The 15,242-nt window shown below is 69.9% G+C and carries 10 protein-coding genes and 1 tRNA gene; 5 read left to right on the plus strand and 6 right to left on the minus strand.

The window, feature by feature from the left end; all coding sequences use genetic code 11:
* Nucleotides 1-116: 116 nt before the first annotated feature.
* Together ABIE65_RS13085 and ABIE65_RS13090 are read right to left on the minus strand one after the other, a co-directional pair.
* Nucleotides 117-2,111 carry an acetyl-CoA carboxylase biotin carboxylase subunit gene (locus tag ABIE65_RS13085; RefSeq protein ID WP_354078203.1) on the minus strand — a complete coding sequence of 665 codons (1,995 nt, stop codon included), beginning with the start codon at nt 2,109-2,111 and terminating at the stop codon, nt 117-119.
* Nucleotides 2,112-2,181: 70 nt separating this feature from the next.
* Nucleotides 2,182-3,567: a CoA transferase gene (locus ABIE65_RS13090; RefSeq protein WP_354078205.1), complete on the minus strand. Its 1,386-nt coding sequence runs from the start codon at nt 3,565-3,567 to the stop codon at nt 2,182-2,184.
* A 191-nt stretch (nt 3,568-3,758) separates the two neighbouring features.
* On the opposite strand from ABIE65_RS13090, the gene ABIE65_RS13095 reads away from it, so the two are divergent.
* Nucleotides 3,759-5,591, plus strand: coding sequence for a hypothetical protein (locus ABIE65_RS13095; RefSeq protein ID WP_354078206.1), 1,833 nt, complete (start codon nt 3,759-3,761; stop codon nt 5,589-5,591).
* Nucleotides 5,575-7,440, plus strand: coding sequence for a hypothetical protein (locus tag ABIE65_RS13100; RefSeq protein WP_354078208.1), 1,866 nt, complete (start codon nt 5,575-5,577; stop codon nt 7,438-7,440). The genes ABIE65_RS13095 and ABIE65_RS13100 overlap by 17 nt, the downstream gene beginning before the upstream one ends.
* Here ABIE65_RS13100 and ABIE65_RS13105 read toward each other — a convergent pair whose 3' ends face one another.
* Together ABIE65_RS13105 and ABIE65_RS13110 are read right to left on the minus strand one after the other, a co-directional pair.
* Nucleotides 7,441-9,048, minus strand: coding sequence for a carboxyl transferase domain-containing protein (locus ABIE65_RS13105; protein ID WP_354078210.1), 1,608 nt, complete (start codon nt 9,046-9,048; stop codon nt 7,441-7,443).
* Between the two features lie 76 nt (nt 9,049-9,124).
* Nucleotides 9,125-9,916 carry an enoyl-CoA hydratase/isomerase family protein gene (locus tag ABIE65_RS13110; RefSeq protein WP_354078212.1) on the minus strand — a complete coding sequence of 264 codons (792 nt, stop codon included), beginning with the start codon at nt 9,914-9,916 and terminating at the stop codon, nt 9,125-9,127.
* Between the two features lie 171 nt (nt 9,917-10,087).
* Between ABIE65_RS13110 and ABIE65_RS13115 the strand changes: the two genes are divergently transcribed.
* The gene (locus ABIE65_RS13115; protein WP_354078214.1) at nt 10,088-11,164 is read left to right on the plus strand and encodes a Gfo/Idh/MocA family protein; all 1,077 of its coding nucleotides are present in this window, start codon (nt 10,088-10,090) and stop codon (nt 11,162-11,164) included.
* Between the two features lie 46 nt (nt 11,165-11,210).
* On the opposite strand, the gene ABIE65_RS13120 is transcribed toward ABIE65_RS13115, so the two are convergent.
* Nucleotides 11,211-12,383, minus strand: coding sequence for a M20 family metallopeptidase (locus ABIE65_RS13120; protein ID WP_354078215.1), 1,173 nt, complete (start codon nt 12,381-12,383; stop codon nt 11,211-11,213).
* Nucleotides 12,384-12,574: 191 nt separating this feature from the next.
* On the opposite strand from ABIE65_RS13120, the gene ABIE65_RS13125 reads away from it, so the two are divergent.
* Entirely contained in the window at nt 12,575-13,723 is a 1,149-nt protein-coding gene (locus ABIE65_RS13125) for a TAXI family TRAP transporter solute-binding subunit (RefSeq protein WP_354078217.1), read from the plus strand.
* Nucleotides 13,724-13,848: 125 nt separating this feature from the next.
* Nucleotides 13,849-13,925, plus strand: a tRNA-Pro gene (locus ABIE65_RS13130).
* 63 nt (nt 13,926-13,988) lie between these two features.
* Here the strand turns inward: ABIE65_RS13130 and nhaA are convergent.
* The gene (gene nhaA, locus ABIE65_RS13135; RefSeq protein WP_502918529.1) at nt 13,989-15,209 is read right to left on the minus strand and encodes a Na+/H+ antiporter NhaA; all 1,221 of its coding nucleotides are present in this window, start codon (nt 15,207-15,209) and stop codon (nt 13,989-13,991) included.
* Between the last annotated feature and the right edge of the window lie 33 nt (nt 15,210-15,242).

Consider the following 15,242-nt stretch of genomic DNA (forward strand, 5'->3'; position numbering starts at 1 on the left):
TCCACCGAACAAGCTGAGGCTGCATCGATAACATACCAGAGGTTGTATTTTGTTCTTCAGCCGAAACCGTCGCTCTTGTCCGATGCCTTTCGCAAGGCTGGCATCTGCCGCCTCTGTCAGGTGGCGCTGATCGCCACCAACTCCACACCTTCTTCGACCATGTCGCCGACCTGGAACGCGATCCGCTCCACCGTGCCGTCGCCCGGCGCCGCGATCGTGTGTTCCATCTTCATCGCCTCCAGCACGATCAGCGGAGTGCCGCGCCGTACGGTGTCCCCGGCCTTGGCCAGGACGCGCACGATCTTGCCCGGCATCGGCGACGTCAGCTTGCCGCCGCCGGTGTCCTGCGCCGCGGCTGCGGCGGGGTCGTGGCGCAGCAGCCGGTGCGCGCGGCCGCCATCCATGACGATGACCGTGTCGCCGTCGGCGATGACGGCCGCGCGGATGCGCCGTCCGCCGAGGTCGGCGGCAAGCGTGCCGTCCGCCTCCGCCTCCGCCGACGCATCCATCTCGCCGCCCGGCAGCGTCAGTCGCCAGCCGGCGCCGCGATGGCGCACGGCGATTTCGACCGGCGCATCGCCGTCCCGGAAGCGCACGGTCTCGACCGCCTCGCCGTTCAGCCGCCAGCCGTTGGTCAGATTCCAGGGCGACCAGGGGTCGGCGCTGCGCGCCGCCGCCGCGGCGACTGCGGCGCGCCGCTCGATCAGGACCTGACAGGCCGCCAGGGCCAGGACGCGGTCGCTCGCGGGCTGGCTCGACGGCAGCAGGTCGCCGGCATGGCGGTCGATGAAGCCCGTGTCGACCTCGCCCGCCGCGAACGCCGGGTGGGCGGCGATCTCCAGCAGATACTGCCGGTTGGTGTTGACGCCGCCGATGACGGTCGCCGCCAGCGCCTTCGTCAGGCGGCGCACCGCGGCCGGCCGGTCATGGTCCCAGACGATGAGCTTGGCGATCATCGGGTCGTAATGGACGCTGATCGCGTCGCCCTCGCGCACGCCGGTATCGACGCGCACATGCGGGCCTTCGGCCGGCATGGTCAGCCTGTTCAGGGTGCCGGTCTGGGGCAGGAAGCCGCGGCCGGGATCCTCGGCATAGAGCCGGACCTCGATGGCGTGGCCGTCCTGGCGCACATCGTCCTGACGCAGCGGCAGCGGCTCGCCCGAGGCGACCCGCAGCTGCCACTCGACGAGGTCGAGGCCGGTCACCAGTTCGGTCACCGGGTGCTCCACCTGGAGCCGGGTGTTCATCTCGATGAAGTAGAAGCCGCCGTCCTGGCCGAGCAGGAATTCGACGGTGCCGGCCCCGGAATAGTCGATCGCCTTGGCGGCCGCCACGGCCGCCGCGCCCATCGCCCGTCGCGTCGCGTCGGGCAGGCCGGGCGCCGGCGACTCCTCGAAGACCTTCTGGTGCCGGCGCTGGATGGAGCAGTCGCGCTCGAACAGGTGGATGGCGTTGCCGTGGCTGTCGCCGAAGACCTGCACCTCCACATGGCGCGGGCGCTGCAGGTACTTCTCGATCAGCACGGTGTCGTCGCCGAAGGCGGCCTTCGCCTCGCGCTTCGCGGCGGCCACCGCCGCCTCGAACTGATCGGCGCGTTCGACGACCCGCATGCCGCGCCCGCCGCCGCCGGCCGAGGCCTTCACGAGGACGGGATAGCCGATCCCGTCGGCCGCCCGCTGCAGGACGGCCGGATCCTGGTCGGCGCCGTGATAGCCGGGGACCAGGGGCACGCCGGCCGTGCGCATGATCTCCTTGCTGGCGCTCTTCGACCCCATGGCGCGGATCGCGTCCGGCGACGGCCCGACGAAGACCAGCCCGTCGTCGCGGCAGGCCTGGGCGAAGTCGGCGTTCTCCGACAGGAAGCCGTAGCCCGGATGCACCGCCGCAGCGCCCGTCTCGCGCGCCGCCTTCAGGATCGCGCCGATGTTCAGGTAGCTCTCGCGCGCCGACGCCGGGCCGATGACCACCGCCTCGTCGGCGAGCCGCGCGTGCAGGGCGTTGCGGTCGACCTCGGAGCAGACGGCCACGGTGCGCACGCCCATCCGCCGCGCCGTGCGGACGATGCGGCAGGCGATCTCGCCGCGGTTGGCGATCAGGAGCGATTCGATCATCGGGTTCTGTCCGTTCTCGGGCGTTTTCGTCGGAGGCGGTTTCGTTGTGGGCGCACTCGCTCGGGCGCGCTCAGACCGGCCATGCCGCAGGATGCGTTCCCAGCGGCACCGACGGCAGCTGCCAGTAGGGCGGCGTCTCGGCGAGCCGCGCCGCCGGGGCCACGTGCGACAGGCGCCCGAACGGCGTATCGGACACCTGGATCAGGTCGCCGATCGTCTCGCGCTTCAGGTCCGGGTGCGAGATGCCGTCGATCCGGCCCAGCTTCTCGATCCAATGGCCCGTGCGGGCCAGCGACACGCGCACGTGCCAGCTGCCGCCCTCGCGGCTGCGGCGCAGCAGGCCGACCATGGCGCCGAAGGCCGCGAGGTAGCCAGTGGCGTGATCCAGCGCTTGGCAGGGCAGGTGCTTCGGGCCCTCGTGGCCGGCGGCGCGGCCCTCCTCGTGCGCGATGCCGCTCACCGATTGCAGCAGGCTGTCGAAGCCGCGGCGGTCCCGCCACGGGCCGTCGTAGCCATAGGCACAGAGGCTGACATAGACGATGCCGGGCCGCAGGGCGGCGACTCGATCCGGCGCGAAACCGCGCGCCGCAATGGCCCCGGGCCGATAGCCCTGGACGAACACGTGGGCGCCGCGCGTCAGGTCGCGCAGCGTGTCGCGACCGGCGTCCGACGACAGGTCGACATGGGCGGACAGCTTGCCGCGCCCGGTATCCATGACCAGCGTCGGGACGAACGGCAGGCCCGGGCCGGCGATTCGCATCACCTGCGCGCCGTGCTCGGCCAAGGTCCTGCCGCAGACCGGGCCCGCGATGACCCGCGTCAGGTCGAGCACGCGCACGCCGTCGAGCGGCCGGCCGCCGTCGCCCATCGGTTCCGCGGGCGCGTCGCCGATGCGCTCGATGTCGAACAGCGGCTGGCGCGCGACCGCCTGTCCCTGCGGATGGGCGCGCCACTCGTCGGGCGACCGGACCATGCCGGCGCACATCCCGGCCTCGGCCAGCGCGTCCTCCAGCGTGGCTGCGTCCCAGCCCTCGATCGCCTTCGCCACCGCCGCCTTGTCGTCGGCGCAGCCCAGCACGCGCAGCACGCCGTCGCGATGGTGCGGGAAGTTGGTGTGGAGCTGGATCCAGCGGCCGTCGCCGGCACGGTAGAAGCCGGCGATCGGGCTCCACGGGTCGGGCGGCACGGCGTCGTCCACGCGCATGTAGCGTTCGCTCCTGAACGCCGCCGCGGCGCCCCGCACGTCGAGCGCAGCCTGCTGCGCCCGGCCCGCGCGCTCTCGCCAGATCTCCGTCGCCGCCAGGGCCGTCGCGCCGATCGACGCGAGTGCGGCGGCACCGACGCGATAGGTGGACGGCAGCACCGGGTCGTCACCCTCCAGGCTGATCCGATCCAGCGCCCCGGCATCGAGATCGGCATCGGTCCAGATGCGGCGCAGGGCGTCGTGAGGCGTCATCGAAGGCTTCCATCGCTTACCGGCGACAGGGGTGCCGACCGTCGCGCCGTATCAGGCCGCCACGCCGGGTGCGGGTCAAGTCCGGGCCGCGCGATGCGACGCTTCCGGTGCGTGCAATAGAAGAAGTCTATTGACAGGAATAAACGCAAAAAGAACATAATGCGAACGCGCTTGGGCAGGTGCGGGGGAAGATGATGAAGGAGAGTCTGCGCGAGATCATGGGCGAGGGCGGGGCCGAACGACGGCTCGAACTCGCGCGGGGCAAGGCGGCTGCGGGTTCGGCCGCAATCGACCGTGGAGACTGGCGACGGGCAGCCGACTTCTATGCCACGGCGGCGGCCATCGCGGACGGTCACGATGCGGCCCTGTGGCGGCAGTGCGTCCTCAATCGCGCATTCTCACTGCGCGAACTCGGGGAGCAAACGAAGAAGCCCGCTGCGGTGAAGGAAGCCGCGGAGCTACTGGAGAATGTTCTGCTGCCGGGGACGTCGCGGGCGGAGGAACCGGCGATGTGGGCGCTGGTCCAGGCGTCACTCGGCGATTGCCTGGTGCACATCGGCGAGGGCAGTGGCGACGCCGACGCCCTGAAACGGGCGATCGCCGCCCACCGGGCCGCTCTCGAAGAGCGCTCGGACGATCCGGACGGCCGTCTTCGGACCCTCATGAACCTGGGCGACAGTTATGGAGCGCTCTGGGACCTGGAGCCGGAGCGTGCGCATCTCGATGCGGCGCTTCTCACGTTCCGGGCTGCCCTGCTCGCGAACGAACTGGCCGACACGCAACAGCCGCCGTGGCGGATCCGCGGCCGCATCGGCCAGATGCTGCTGCTGATCGCCGGCAGTTACGAGCGACAGGTCCTGTGCGAGGCGATCGCCGCTTTTGCGACGGGCGTCCTGGAGGCCGGCCGATCCGCCGATTCGGAGGATGTGGGCAAGGCAGCCGAGACGTTCATGCGGGTGCTCGGGTTCCTCACCGAGCCCGGCGACACGAAGCAGATCCTCGACGACTTCGCCGACCTTTTCGCTTTCCTCGACATGATCGCCTTGAGCGAGAACGGCCCGACGCTGATGGCGGCGCCGTACATGGCGGCGGCGGTCGAGGGGACGGCGCAGCTGCGCCTCAGTATCGACATCGGTCCCGCGCCACAGCTTGTTCCGTCGGACTGTCTGGACACGTACGACCGCCCGGTCGCGTCGCCCGACGGTGTCCTGGAAGCGCTCGATCCGGCACGCAACGAGGGGCGTCCGCCCAAGGTCACGGGGGAGGTGCACGACGATCAGATCGAGACCGCCGAGAAGCTCGCGGCGCGTGCCGAGGCGTCCGCGGAGCGGGGCGACCTGCTGGAGCAGGCGGTGTTCCAGGGCGCCGCCGCGGCCGCCGCGGCACCCGTCGATGCCGACATTCAGCAGGCCTATCTGTTCGGCTGCGTGCGCGTGCTCGTCCGGCTCGGCGCGGGGAAACCGGATGTCGGTGCGTTGCGCGAGGCGGTTCATGTCTACCGGCGGCAGCTCCTGCCCATCTCGTCGCGCGCCGAGGTGCCGGTCGACTGGTCGACGGTACAGCGCGAACTCGGCAAGGCGCTCGGTCATATCGGTTATGAGGAGGACAGCGCCGCCGAACTAAAGGAGGCGGTGATCGCCTTCGAGAAGGCGCTGCAGGTCGTGCGCCGCGAGGCGATGCCGCAGCGATGGGCGTCCATCCAGAACGAACTGGGTGACGCCTACCGGATGCTGGCGGACATCGGCGGCGGTTGCGAACGCGAGGCGCAGGCTGCGTACGATGCGGCGCTGGAGGTGCATACGAAGGCGGACTCGCCGACCGACTGGGCGCTGGTCCGATTGAGCATCGGCCTGCTGCTGGGCAGCTGGTCGGAGCGATGCCGTGATTTGGGCATGGCGGAGGCGGCGCTCGCCGCGCTGAAGGACGCGACCGCCGTCCTGCCCGAGCAGAAGCTCGCGACGACGCGGTCGCTCGAAGGGTATATCCGTGAAGTGGAGGCGACCCGCGATGCCCTGCGTGGATGAGGCGGAGCGGCGCGACGACGACGCCGACATTGATACCCAATGCCGGCTTCGGGAACGCCGCCGAAGCCGGGCGGCGAGACGGGCCGCCGCCGCCCGCGCGGCTAGCGAGCGAGGTGCGCTGCAGCGCGCCGTCGCCCACTACGCTGCCGGTGCCGCCCTCGCCGACGGGGTGGATCCGGAGCTCTGGTCGGAGTGCGTCTTCGGCCATGGCCGGTGCCTGGAGGATCTCGGCACGGAGACCGGCGATGCCCGGCTTCTTGGCGAGTCCGTCGCGCTCTTTCGCGATGTCCTCCTGCCGCGCCTTTCCCGTAGCGAGGACGAATGGACCTGGGGTACGGCCACCGCGGCACTCGCCGGCGCGCTCCAGGGTCTGGGCAAGCTGGGGAAGGACGCTTCACCGATCAGGGACGCCCTGGCCGCGCATCGGGAGGCATTGGAGGTCCGTTCGCTGGAGCGGTGGCCGGAAGCCCATCTGCGCAGCCGGGCCGGTCTCGCGGCGGCGCTCCGAAGCCTCGCCGCCTTCGAGCCGGATCGTCCCACGCTGGAGGAGGCGGCCGCCGCCTACCGGGAAGCACTCTCGGCCGCCGAGGCCTATTCCACGCTGCTGCCGCGGGCGTCCGTGCTGCGCCACGCCGCGGACGTCCACCGGCGCCTCGCCGTCTATGACAGGGCACGGTGCCGCGAGGCGGCTGCACTGCTGTTCCTGTCGCTGAAACAGGCGGTCGCCGACGGGTCCGACGCGCACGCGGATGCGGCGGTGGCCGACCTCACGCACCTGCTGACGGAGATCGCTGGGCTGGAGGAGGGCGACGACCGATGGGCCGAGGGTGCCGCCTTCCTCGGGCTCGCCGAGGCGGCCGTGCTGTCCGACCCGGAGGGCAAGATATACAGCCGTCTGGAGGACATGCTCGCCGCCGCGGAGCCGCTGCGCATCGATCTCGGTTTGGTCCGGCGGATCGAGCCGCCGCTGGTATCGCCGCCGCCGCTACCCGAGGGGCACGATCGGCCCGCGCTGGCGCACGACGACATCCTGGAGGCGCTCGATCCGGAACGGAACGGCCCGAGGCCGCCATGGGTGACGGGGCCGGCGCGCGATGCGCGGGTAGCGCTCGCCCGCAGTCTGGCCGCGAATGCGGAAGCGGCGTGGGCGCGCGAGGATTATCGCGAGGAGGCGCTGTTCTACGGCGCGGCGGCGGTGGTCCTCGCGCGGGTCGACGAAGACGAGCGGCAGGGCTGGCTCTTCCGTCAAGGGAAAGCCCTGATGCGGCGGGGCGCCGTCTTCACCGACGTCGGCGCGCTGCATGAGGCGCTGCGGCTCTACCGCCGGCAGCTCCTGCCGCTCCTGCCGCGCCGGGAACGGCCGCGCGACTGGGCCGAAGTCATGTCCGATATCGGCCGGACGCATTATCACCTCGGCGCGATCGAGACGGACGACGCCTCGCTCCTCGCCGCCGTCGAGGCGCACGCGGCGGCGCTGGAGGTCTATGTCCGAGAGGCGATCCCCGAGCGTTGGGCGGCCCTGCAGAGCGCCATGGGTGCGGCCTACGGCAGGCTTGCGCGGCGGGACGATCGCTACATCCAGCCGACGCTCGATGCCTCCCGCGCGGCGCTCACCGTCGAGACCTATGAGGCCGACCCGGCGGGGTGGGCGCGGAATTGGAACTGCCAGGCGGCGATGCTGACCGCCGTCGCCGAGCGGCACGACGCGATCAAGCTGGCGGAGGTGGCCGTGGGCATGCTCGGCCAGACACGCGAGATCGTCGCCGGGCAGGGCAATCCGCTGGAACTCGATGAGCTCGAGGGCTATCGCCGGCGCGCCCTTGCGGTCATCCGGCGTTGCAGGGAGTGACTACATCCTGAAAACGCCAAAAGTCGTCCGTTCGACCGGCGCATTCAACGCCGCCGAGAGCGACAGGCCGAGAACCGTCCGCGTGTCGGCCGGGTCGATGATGCCGTCGTCCCAGAGGCGCGCGCTGGCATAGTAGGGGTGGCCCTGGGTCTCGTACTGTTCGAGGATCGGCGCGCGAAACGCGGCTTCCTCCTCGGCCGGCCAGGTCTCGCCGCGCGCCTCGATGCCGTCGCGGCGCACTTGCGCCAGCACGTGCGCCGCCTGTTCCCCGCCCATGACCGAGATGCGCGCGTTCGGCCACATGTAGAGGAAGCGGGGCCCGTAGGCACGGCCGCACATGGCGTAGTTGCCGGCGCCGAAGCTGCCGCCGACGATCACCGTCAGCTTCGGCACGCGCGCGTTGGCGACCGCCATCACCATCTTGGCGCCGTCCTTGGCGATGCCGCCGGCCTCGTATTTGCGACCGACCATGAATCCCGTGATGTTCTGCAGGAATATCAACGGAATGCCGCGCTGTGCGCACAGTTCGATGAAGTGCGCGCCCTTCTGGGCCGACTCCGAAAAGAGGATACCGTTGTTGCCGATGATGCCGACGGGATAGCCCCAGATGCGGGCGAAGCCGCAGACCAGCGTCTGGCCGTAGAGCGCCTTGAACTCGTCGAGTTCGCTGCCGTCGACGGTGCGCGCGATGATCTCCCGCACGTCATAGGGTTTCTTTGTGTCCGAGGGCACTACACCGTAGACTTCATCCGTCGGGTAAAGTGGATCCCGCGGCTCGTCGATCGCGATGTCCGGCCGCTTCACGCCGTTCAGGTTGGCTACGATCCGCCGCGCGATGGCCACGGCATGGTGGTCGTCCGCCGCATAATGGTCGGTGACGCCGGAGATGCGCGAATGCACGTCGGCGCCGCCCAGGTCCTCGGCGCTGACCACTTCGCCGGTCGCCGCCTTCACCAGGGGCGGGCCGCCGAGGAAGATCGTGCCGTTGCCCTTCACGATGATCGCCTCGTCCGACATCGCCGGGACATAGGCGCCGCCGGCCGTGCACGAGCCCATCACCACGGCGATCTGCGGGATGCCCGCCGCAGACATGTTCGCCTGGTTGAAGAATATCCGACCGAAATGTTCGCGGTCGGGGAAGACGCCGTCCTGTTCCGGCAGGTTGGCACCACCGGAATCGACCAGATAGATGCAGGGCAGGCGGTTCTGCTGGGCGATCTCCTGGGCGCGCAGATGCTTCTTCACCGTGACGCCGTAGTAGGTGCCGCCCTTCACCGTGGCGTCGTTGGCGACGATCACGCACTCCCGGCCCGCGACGCGCCCGATGCCGGTGACGATGCCGGCCCCCGGCACTTCGTCGCCATACATGCCGTGCGCCGCCAACTGGGAGAACTCCAGGAATGGCGATCCCGGGTCGAGCAACGCCTGCACCCGGTCGCGCGGCAGCAGCTTGCCGCGCGAGAGGTGACGCTGGCGCGCCCGCTCGCCGCCGCCTAGTTCGACCCGCGCCACGTGCGCGCGGAGGTCGGCGACCACCGCCCGCATCGCTTCCGCATTCTTCTTGAACTCGGCCGAGCGCGGCATGACCGCGGATTTGATCACTGGCATCGGTCTTCTTCTCGTTCCGGTCGTTCGGTCCGGTCGTGTGGTTCGGCTTCGTGAGTCGGCTTCGCCAGTCGGGCGCTCAGTTCCCGCCGCCGTGGAAGTCGCGCCGGCGGTCGCGGCGCCGCTCGAGGAAGGCCTTCGCCGTGGCCTGCGGCTCTCCCGTGCCGAAGGCCTCGGCCGCCATGCGTGCGCCGGCCTCGACGGTGGCGTCCCACGCCGCCTGGGTGACCTCGCGCGCCCGCTGCTTGGTCAGCCGCACGGCGTTCGGCGGCTTTTCGGCGAGCGACTGAGCGATCCGCTTCGCATCGGTCAGCAGCAGGTCCTCCGGCACCAGGAAGTCAATCAGTCCGAACTTCAGGCAGGTTTCCGCATCGACCAGTTTCCCCGACAGTGCCAATTCCTGCGTGCGGGACAGGCCGATCGACATCAGCATGATCCACGAGCCCAGCACGCTCGGCAGGCCGGCATTGATCTCCGGCTGCGCCATCCGGACACCCGGGTGCGCGACGCGCACGTCCGAATGCAGCGCCATCTGCAGGCCCGCTCCCGTCGCAAGGCCGTTCATCGCCACGACGATCGGCTTGTCCAGGTCGCGGATCGCCTGGTAGAGGCGTCCCAGGTCGCGCACCCAGGCCGCGCCGCCCGCGGCGTCGAGCGGCGCCAGTTCGCCCAGGTCCTGCCCTGCGGTGAAGGCGCGGTTGCCGCTCCCGGTCAGGACGATCGCCCTGACCGACGCATCGGCGTTCAGTTCGCCCATCGCGGCGATGAGTTCATGCCGCATCGTCCGGTCGACGGCGTTCAGCACGTCGGGACGGTTGAGCAGGACGGTCGCAATCGCACCGTCGCGGTCGACGAGGATCGTTTGTCTCACCGGGCGTCTCCTTCTTCCCACCGCATGAATAGCCCGGTCCGCGCCGGCCCGCATCCCCCCGGCGTCGTCGTGGCGCTCTCGATCGTTCCTTGCTCATCGAAGCCGACAGCCGCCACTATGCGCTCCAACCGCCGGCGCGGTTTCGCGGTGCCGGCTTCGAGGGGAGCGAACATGACCGACCAGACCATCCGCATCGGCCTCATCGGCGCCGGGCGCAACACCCGCGACCGCCACGTCCCCGGCCTGCTGGCCCAGAAGGGCGTCGAGATCGTCGCCGTCGCCAACCGTTCGCTGGAGTCGAGCACGAAGGCGGCCCAGGCGCTCGGCCCGCACGTGCGGCCGGCCGGCGACTGGACCGAGATCCTCGACATGGACGACGTCGACGCGGTCTGCATCGGCACCTGGCCCTACATGCACGCGCCGATCACGATCGAGGCGCTCGACGCCGGCAAGCACGTGCTGTGCGAGGCGCGCATGGCGATGGATTCGCTCGAGGCGAAGGACATGCTCGCCGCCTCGCGCCGCAACCCGAGCCTGGTCGCCCAGATCGTGCCGGCGCCGCACACGCTCGCCTTCGACCGGACGATCATGGACATGATCGCCGCGGGCGAGATCGGCGAGGTCATCGCCCTCGACGCGCGGGTCACCGTCGGCAGCGACTTCCCGGATCCGAAGTCCCCGCTGCACTGGCGCCAGGACCGCGACCTGTCCGGCAACAACGTCATGGCGATGGGCATCTGGTACGAGGCGATGATGCGCTGGGTCGGGCCGGCATCGTCGGTCTTCGCCGTCGGCCAGAGCGTTGTTCGCCACCGCGTCGACGAGCACGGCCGCCGCGTGCCGATGACCATCCCCGACCATGTCGACATCGTCGGCCGGCTGGAGACGGGCGGCCAGATGCGCTTCGCCATCTCCACCGTTGTCGGTCATGCGCCGATGGGTGCCGAGGTCTTCATCTTCGGCACCGAAGGCACCCTGCGGCTCAGCATCGACAAGGCGGGCAAGATGGGGCTGGAGGCCGGCAAGCGCGGCGGCAGCGGTCTCTCGGAGGTTCAGGTCGACCCGGCCAAGCGCGGCGGCTGGCGCGTCGAGGAAGAGTTCATCAACGCCGTCCGCGGCACAGAGGCGGTGACGCACACCGACTTCGTGACCGGCGTGAAGTACATGGAATGGACGGACGCCGTGGCGCAGTCGCTGCGCCACGGCGTCGCCGTGAAGCTGCCGCTGGTCGAAGCCCGCGGCGGCTGATCCGGAGAGGTTCGGCCGTCGCTTCCCGGCGGCGGCCGTACCGCTCTCAGCCTTCCAGGCGCAGGATCGACAGCGCCACGGCCTTCGCCCGGGGCACCATCGTGTCGAGGCGCAGCCACTCGGTCGGCGAATGGGCCTCGCCGCCGATCGGGCCTGTGGCGCAGACCGTCGGCGCGCCGACGGCGGACGTGAACCCCGAATCGGCCGAACCGCCGGTGAACTCGCCCTCGATCTTCAGGCCGGCGGCCTCTGCGGCGCAGGCGGTGTAGAGGTCGAAGACGTTCCTGCTTTCGGGCGTCTGGTTCAGCGGCAGGAACTGGCGGCCCTCGGTGATCGCCGTCGTCGTGCCGGGCAGGTGCGTCTCGGCCAGGATCGCCTCAATCTTCTCGACGATCTCCAGGCGCCGCTCTTCGGTGACGAACCGCACGTCGACCTGCGCCTTCGCCCAGGGTGCCACCGTGTTGACCGACGAGCCGCCCTCGATCAGGCCGACGTTCACCGTCGTACCGGTTTCGAAGTCGGTCAGGGCGTGCAGCTTCTGGATCTTGCGCGCCAGTTCCTCGATGGCGCTGACGCCGTCCTGTGGCCGTCCGCCGGAATGGGCGGCCTTGCCCGTCACCTCGAACTTGAAGAACCAGGCGCCCTTGCGGCCGGTCACGACGTTGCCGCTCGGACGTCCCGGCTCGGCGTTGAACACGGCCCGGGCGTTCTGCGCCTCGCGCTCGATGACCGGGCGCGAGCCGGGGGAGGCGATCTCCTCGTCCGACGTGTAGAGCAGGACGATCGGGTTGCGCGCGCCCCCGAACTTCTTGAAGGCCTCGGCGATGAAGGTGTTCATCACGAGGCCCGCCTTCATGTCGGCGACGCCGGGGCCGTAGGCCATGTCGCCCTCGATGCGGAACGAGCGGTCGGCGACGGTGCCGTCCGGGAAGACCGTGTCGCGATGGCCCATCAGGACGACGTGCCGGTTGCCCGCACCCGCGCCCGTCGCCGGAATGACGGCACGGATGCAGTCGCCGTAGGTGCCGTGCGGCACGCGTTCGGTCTGGATGCCGCGCTCGGCCAGATGACGCTCGAACACCGCTCCGACCGCATCGACGCCGGCCTTGTTGTAGCTGCCCGAATCGATGTTCACGACCTCGCGCAGAAGGTTCGTCATCGCCTCGCGCTGTCCGTCGAGCCAGGACAGGATCTGCTGCTCGGTACCGTTCGCCGTCATCGCATTCCCTCCGCAGGCCACCCCGGCGGCCTTCGTTTCGGTTCTTACGCCGATGGCAATCCCATGGCGACGGCGCAGAGGCAAGTGTCGCGGCGGTTTCGCGAGGACCGGCAAGGCGGCGGCCTTGTCCGGGCGGTACCCGCCGGACATGATGTCCGGACAGTCCGGAACGGGTCTCAGAGGTATTTGAAATGTCGCTAAGTCGGACGGGCCGCGTCGCTGCGGCCTTCGTCGCCGGTTGTACGCTCGCGCTCGGCGCTTCGGCGCAGGCGCAGGAACTACCGTCCAACATCGCGTGGACGGCCTACGACGTCGGCTCGTCCGGCTATTCCCAGGCGGTCGGCATCGGTGCGGCGCTGAAGAACGAGCGCGGCGTGACGCTGCGTGTGCTGCCGGGCAAGAATGACGTGTCGCGGCTCGTGCCGCTGCGCGAAAAGAAGGTCCACTTCTCGGCCTTCGGCGTCGGCGCCGTGCAGGCGATGGAGGGCACGGACACCTTCGGCTCGAAGGAGTGGGGGCCGCAGGCCATCGAGATCCTGATGATGTCCAATCCGGATTCCTGCTCGCAGCTGCTGGTCGCCGGCGACATCGGCGTCAAGACGGTGGCCGACCTGCGCGGCAAGCGCGTCGCCTGGGTCAAGGGCGCGCCCGGCCTCAACTACAATGCCTACAGCATCCTGCAGTTCGCCGGCCTCGGCTGGGACGACGTGCAGAAGGTCGAGTTCGGCGGTTATGGCGGCTCGTTCGACGGATTGATCGACGGTCAGGTCGACGCCGTCTTCACCGTGTCGACCTCGGGTGCGGCCCTCAAGGTGTTCAGCAGTCCGCGCGGCGGCACCTGGCTCACCTTCCCGCATGCCGACGAGGCGGGCTGGAAGCGGATGCTCGACGCATCGCCCTACTATTTCAAGCAGATCTGCAAGGAGGGGGCGGGCATCGAGAAGCCGTTCGAGGCCGTGGCCTATCCCTATCCCGTGCTGATCGCCTATGCCGACCAGGGCGACGACCTAGTCTATGCCATGACCAAGGCGATGTTCGACACCTACCCGGCCTACAAGGACAGCGCGCCCGGCGTGTCGGGCTGGGCGCTCGACCGGCAGGTGATGCAGTGGTCGATGCCGTTCCATGACGGTGCGGTGCGCTACTACAAGGAGGCGGGCAAGTGGACGCCGGAGGTGCAGGCGCACAACGACGCCCTGCGCGCCCGCAACCAGCTCCTCCAGGACGCCTGGAAGGCCTACACCGCCGCACCCGCCGACGATTTCGTCGCCGGCTGGCAGAAGGCGCGTGTGGCGGCACTGGAAGGTGCGGGCCTGAAGCCGATCTGGCGGACCTGGTAGCAGGCGTCCCGTGACCTGGGCGGCCCGCGAGCCGCCCGGGCCGCCCGGATCACGGGGGGCGTCTCCGACACGTCTTTGCGCGGTTGCTTCGCGTCGAGGCCGTCGCTATTGTCCGCGCCCACGGACGGAGCGTAGCGCAGCTTGGTAGCGCACCAGACTGGGGGTCTGGGGGTCGCGGGTTCAAATCCCGCCGCTCCGACCACTCTTGCGAGAGTGGTGTGATGGAGACGCGGCCTTCGCTTGCCGCCACGGCCGATCCGTCGGACTAGCCGCTTGCGGTTTCCGATGCACCACGCTCCTCGGCTGCCGGCCGCGCGAGGCGCAGGACGAGATAGCCCGAGAGCGCCGCGAGCACGGACCCGCCCAAGACGCCGATCCGGACGGGGGCTTCGAAGCCGGGGGTTTCGAAGGCGAGCCCGCCGATGAACAGGCTCATCGTGAAGCCCACGCCGCACAGCAGCGCCACCCCGTACAGATGCATCCACGTGGTGCCCGCCGGCATCGGCGCCAGTCCGAAGCGCACCGCGAGCCAAATCGGGCCGAAGACGCCGATCTGCTTTCCGACGAACAGCCCGAGCGCGATCCCGAGCGTGATGGGCTGGAAGACATCTCCGAAGCCGATGCCGCTGAAGATGACGCCGGCGTTGGCGAAGGCGAACGTCGGCAGGATCAGGAACGCGACCCAGGGGTGAAGGGCGTGTTCGAGGTGATGCAGCAGCGAGTGTCCGTCCTCGTCCTGCACCGTCAGGGGTATCGCGAGCGCCGTGATGACGCCCGCGAGCGTGGCATGGACGCCCGACTTCAGGATACAGAGCCACAATACGGTGCCCACGAGCACGTAGGCCGCGATCCGCGCGACCCCCAGCAGATTGAGCGCGACGAGCAGGATGACGGCGCCGCCGGCCATGGAGAGCGCGGTGAGGGAGAGCTGGTCGGTATAGAAAGCGGCGATGATGACGATGGCGCCGAGATCGTCGATGATCGCGACCGCGGTCAGCAGCACCTTCAGCGAGAGCGGTGCCCGGCTGCCGAGCAGCGCGAGAATACCTAGCGCGAAAGCGATGTCGGTGGCCGCGGGTATCGCCCATCCGCTGAGCGTTTCGGGCTGGTTCCAGTTCAGCAGGGCGTAGATCCCGGCCGGAACCGCCATGCCCCCGATCGCGGCGAGTGCCGGCAGGAGAATGTCGCTCCGGCTGGATAGTTGCCCCTCGAGGAACTCCCGCTTGATCTCGAGGCCGACCAGGAAAAAGAAGACGGCCATCCACAGGTCGTTCACCCAGAGCAGCAGCGGCTTCGACACGACGAGCGCGTCGATCTGCACCGTCCCGCGGATCTGCTGGAACCAGAGGTAGACGTTCCCGGCCGGCGAATTGGCCAGGACCAGCGCCGCGACGGCGGCGAACATGAGCAGGATGCCTCCGGTCGCTTCGAGCCGGAAGAATTCGCCCAGGCGCGCCAGCGCCCCCTGTTTCGTCTCGTCTTGCACGCCGACCCTCCATGCGATCCCGGGCAGGGATCG

The organism is Constrictibacter sp. MBR-5 (genome assembly GCF_040549485.1).
Classification (GTDB): domain Bacteria; phylum Pseudomonadota; class Alphaproteobacteria; order JAJUGE01; family JAJUGE01; genus Constrictibacter.

Coding starts and splice junctions, on each gene's coding strand:
- ABIE65_RS13105 (WP_354078210.1), bottom strand. CDS start 9,048: ATGCCAGTGATCAAATCCGCGGTCATGCCGCGCTCGGCCGAGTTCAAG.
- ABIE65_RS13090 (WP_354078205.1), bottom strand. CDS start 3,567: ATGACGCCTCACGACGCCCTGCGCCGCATCTGGACCGATGCCGATCTC.
- ABIE65_RS13100 (WP_354078208.1), top strand. CDS start 5,575: ATGCCCTGCGTGGATGAGGCGGAGCGGCGCGACGACGACGCCGACATT.
- ABIE65_RS13085 (WP_354078203.1), bottom strand. CDS start 2,111: ATGATCGAATCGCTCCTGATCGCCAACCGCGGCGAGATCGCCTGCCGC.
- ABIE65_RS13115 (WP_354078214.1), top strand. CDS start 10,088: ATGACCGACCAGACCATCCGCATCGGCCTCATCGGCGCCGGGCGCAAC.
- ABIE65_RS13095 (WP_354078206.1), top strand. CDS start 3,759: ATGATGAAGGAGAGTCTGCGCGAGATCATGGGCGAGGGCGGGGCCGAA.
- ABIE65_RS13120 (WP_354078215.1), bottom strand. CDS start 12,383: ATGACGGCGAACGGTACCGAGCAGCAGATCCTGTCCTGGCTCGACGGA.
- ABIE65_RS13125 (WP_354078217.1), top strand. CDS start 12,575: ATGTCGCTAAGTCGGACGGGCCGCGTCGCTGCGGCCTTCGTCGCCGGT.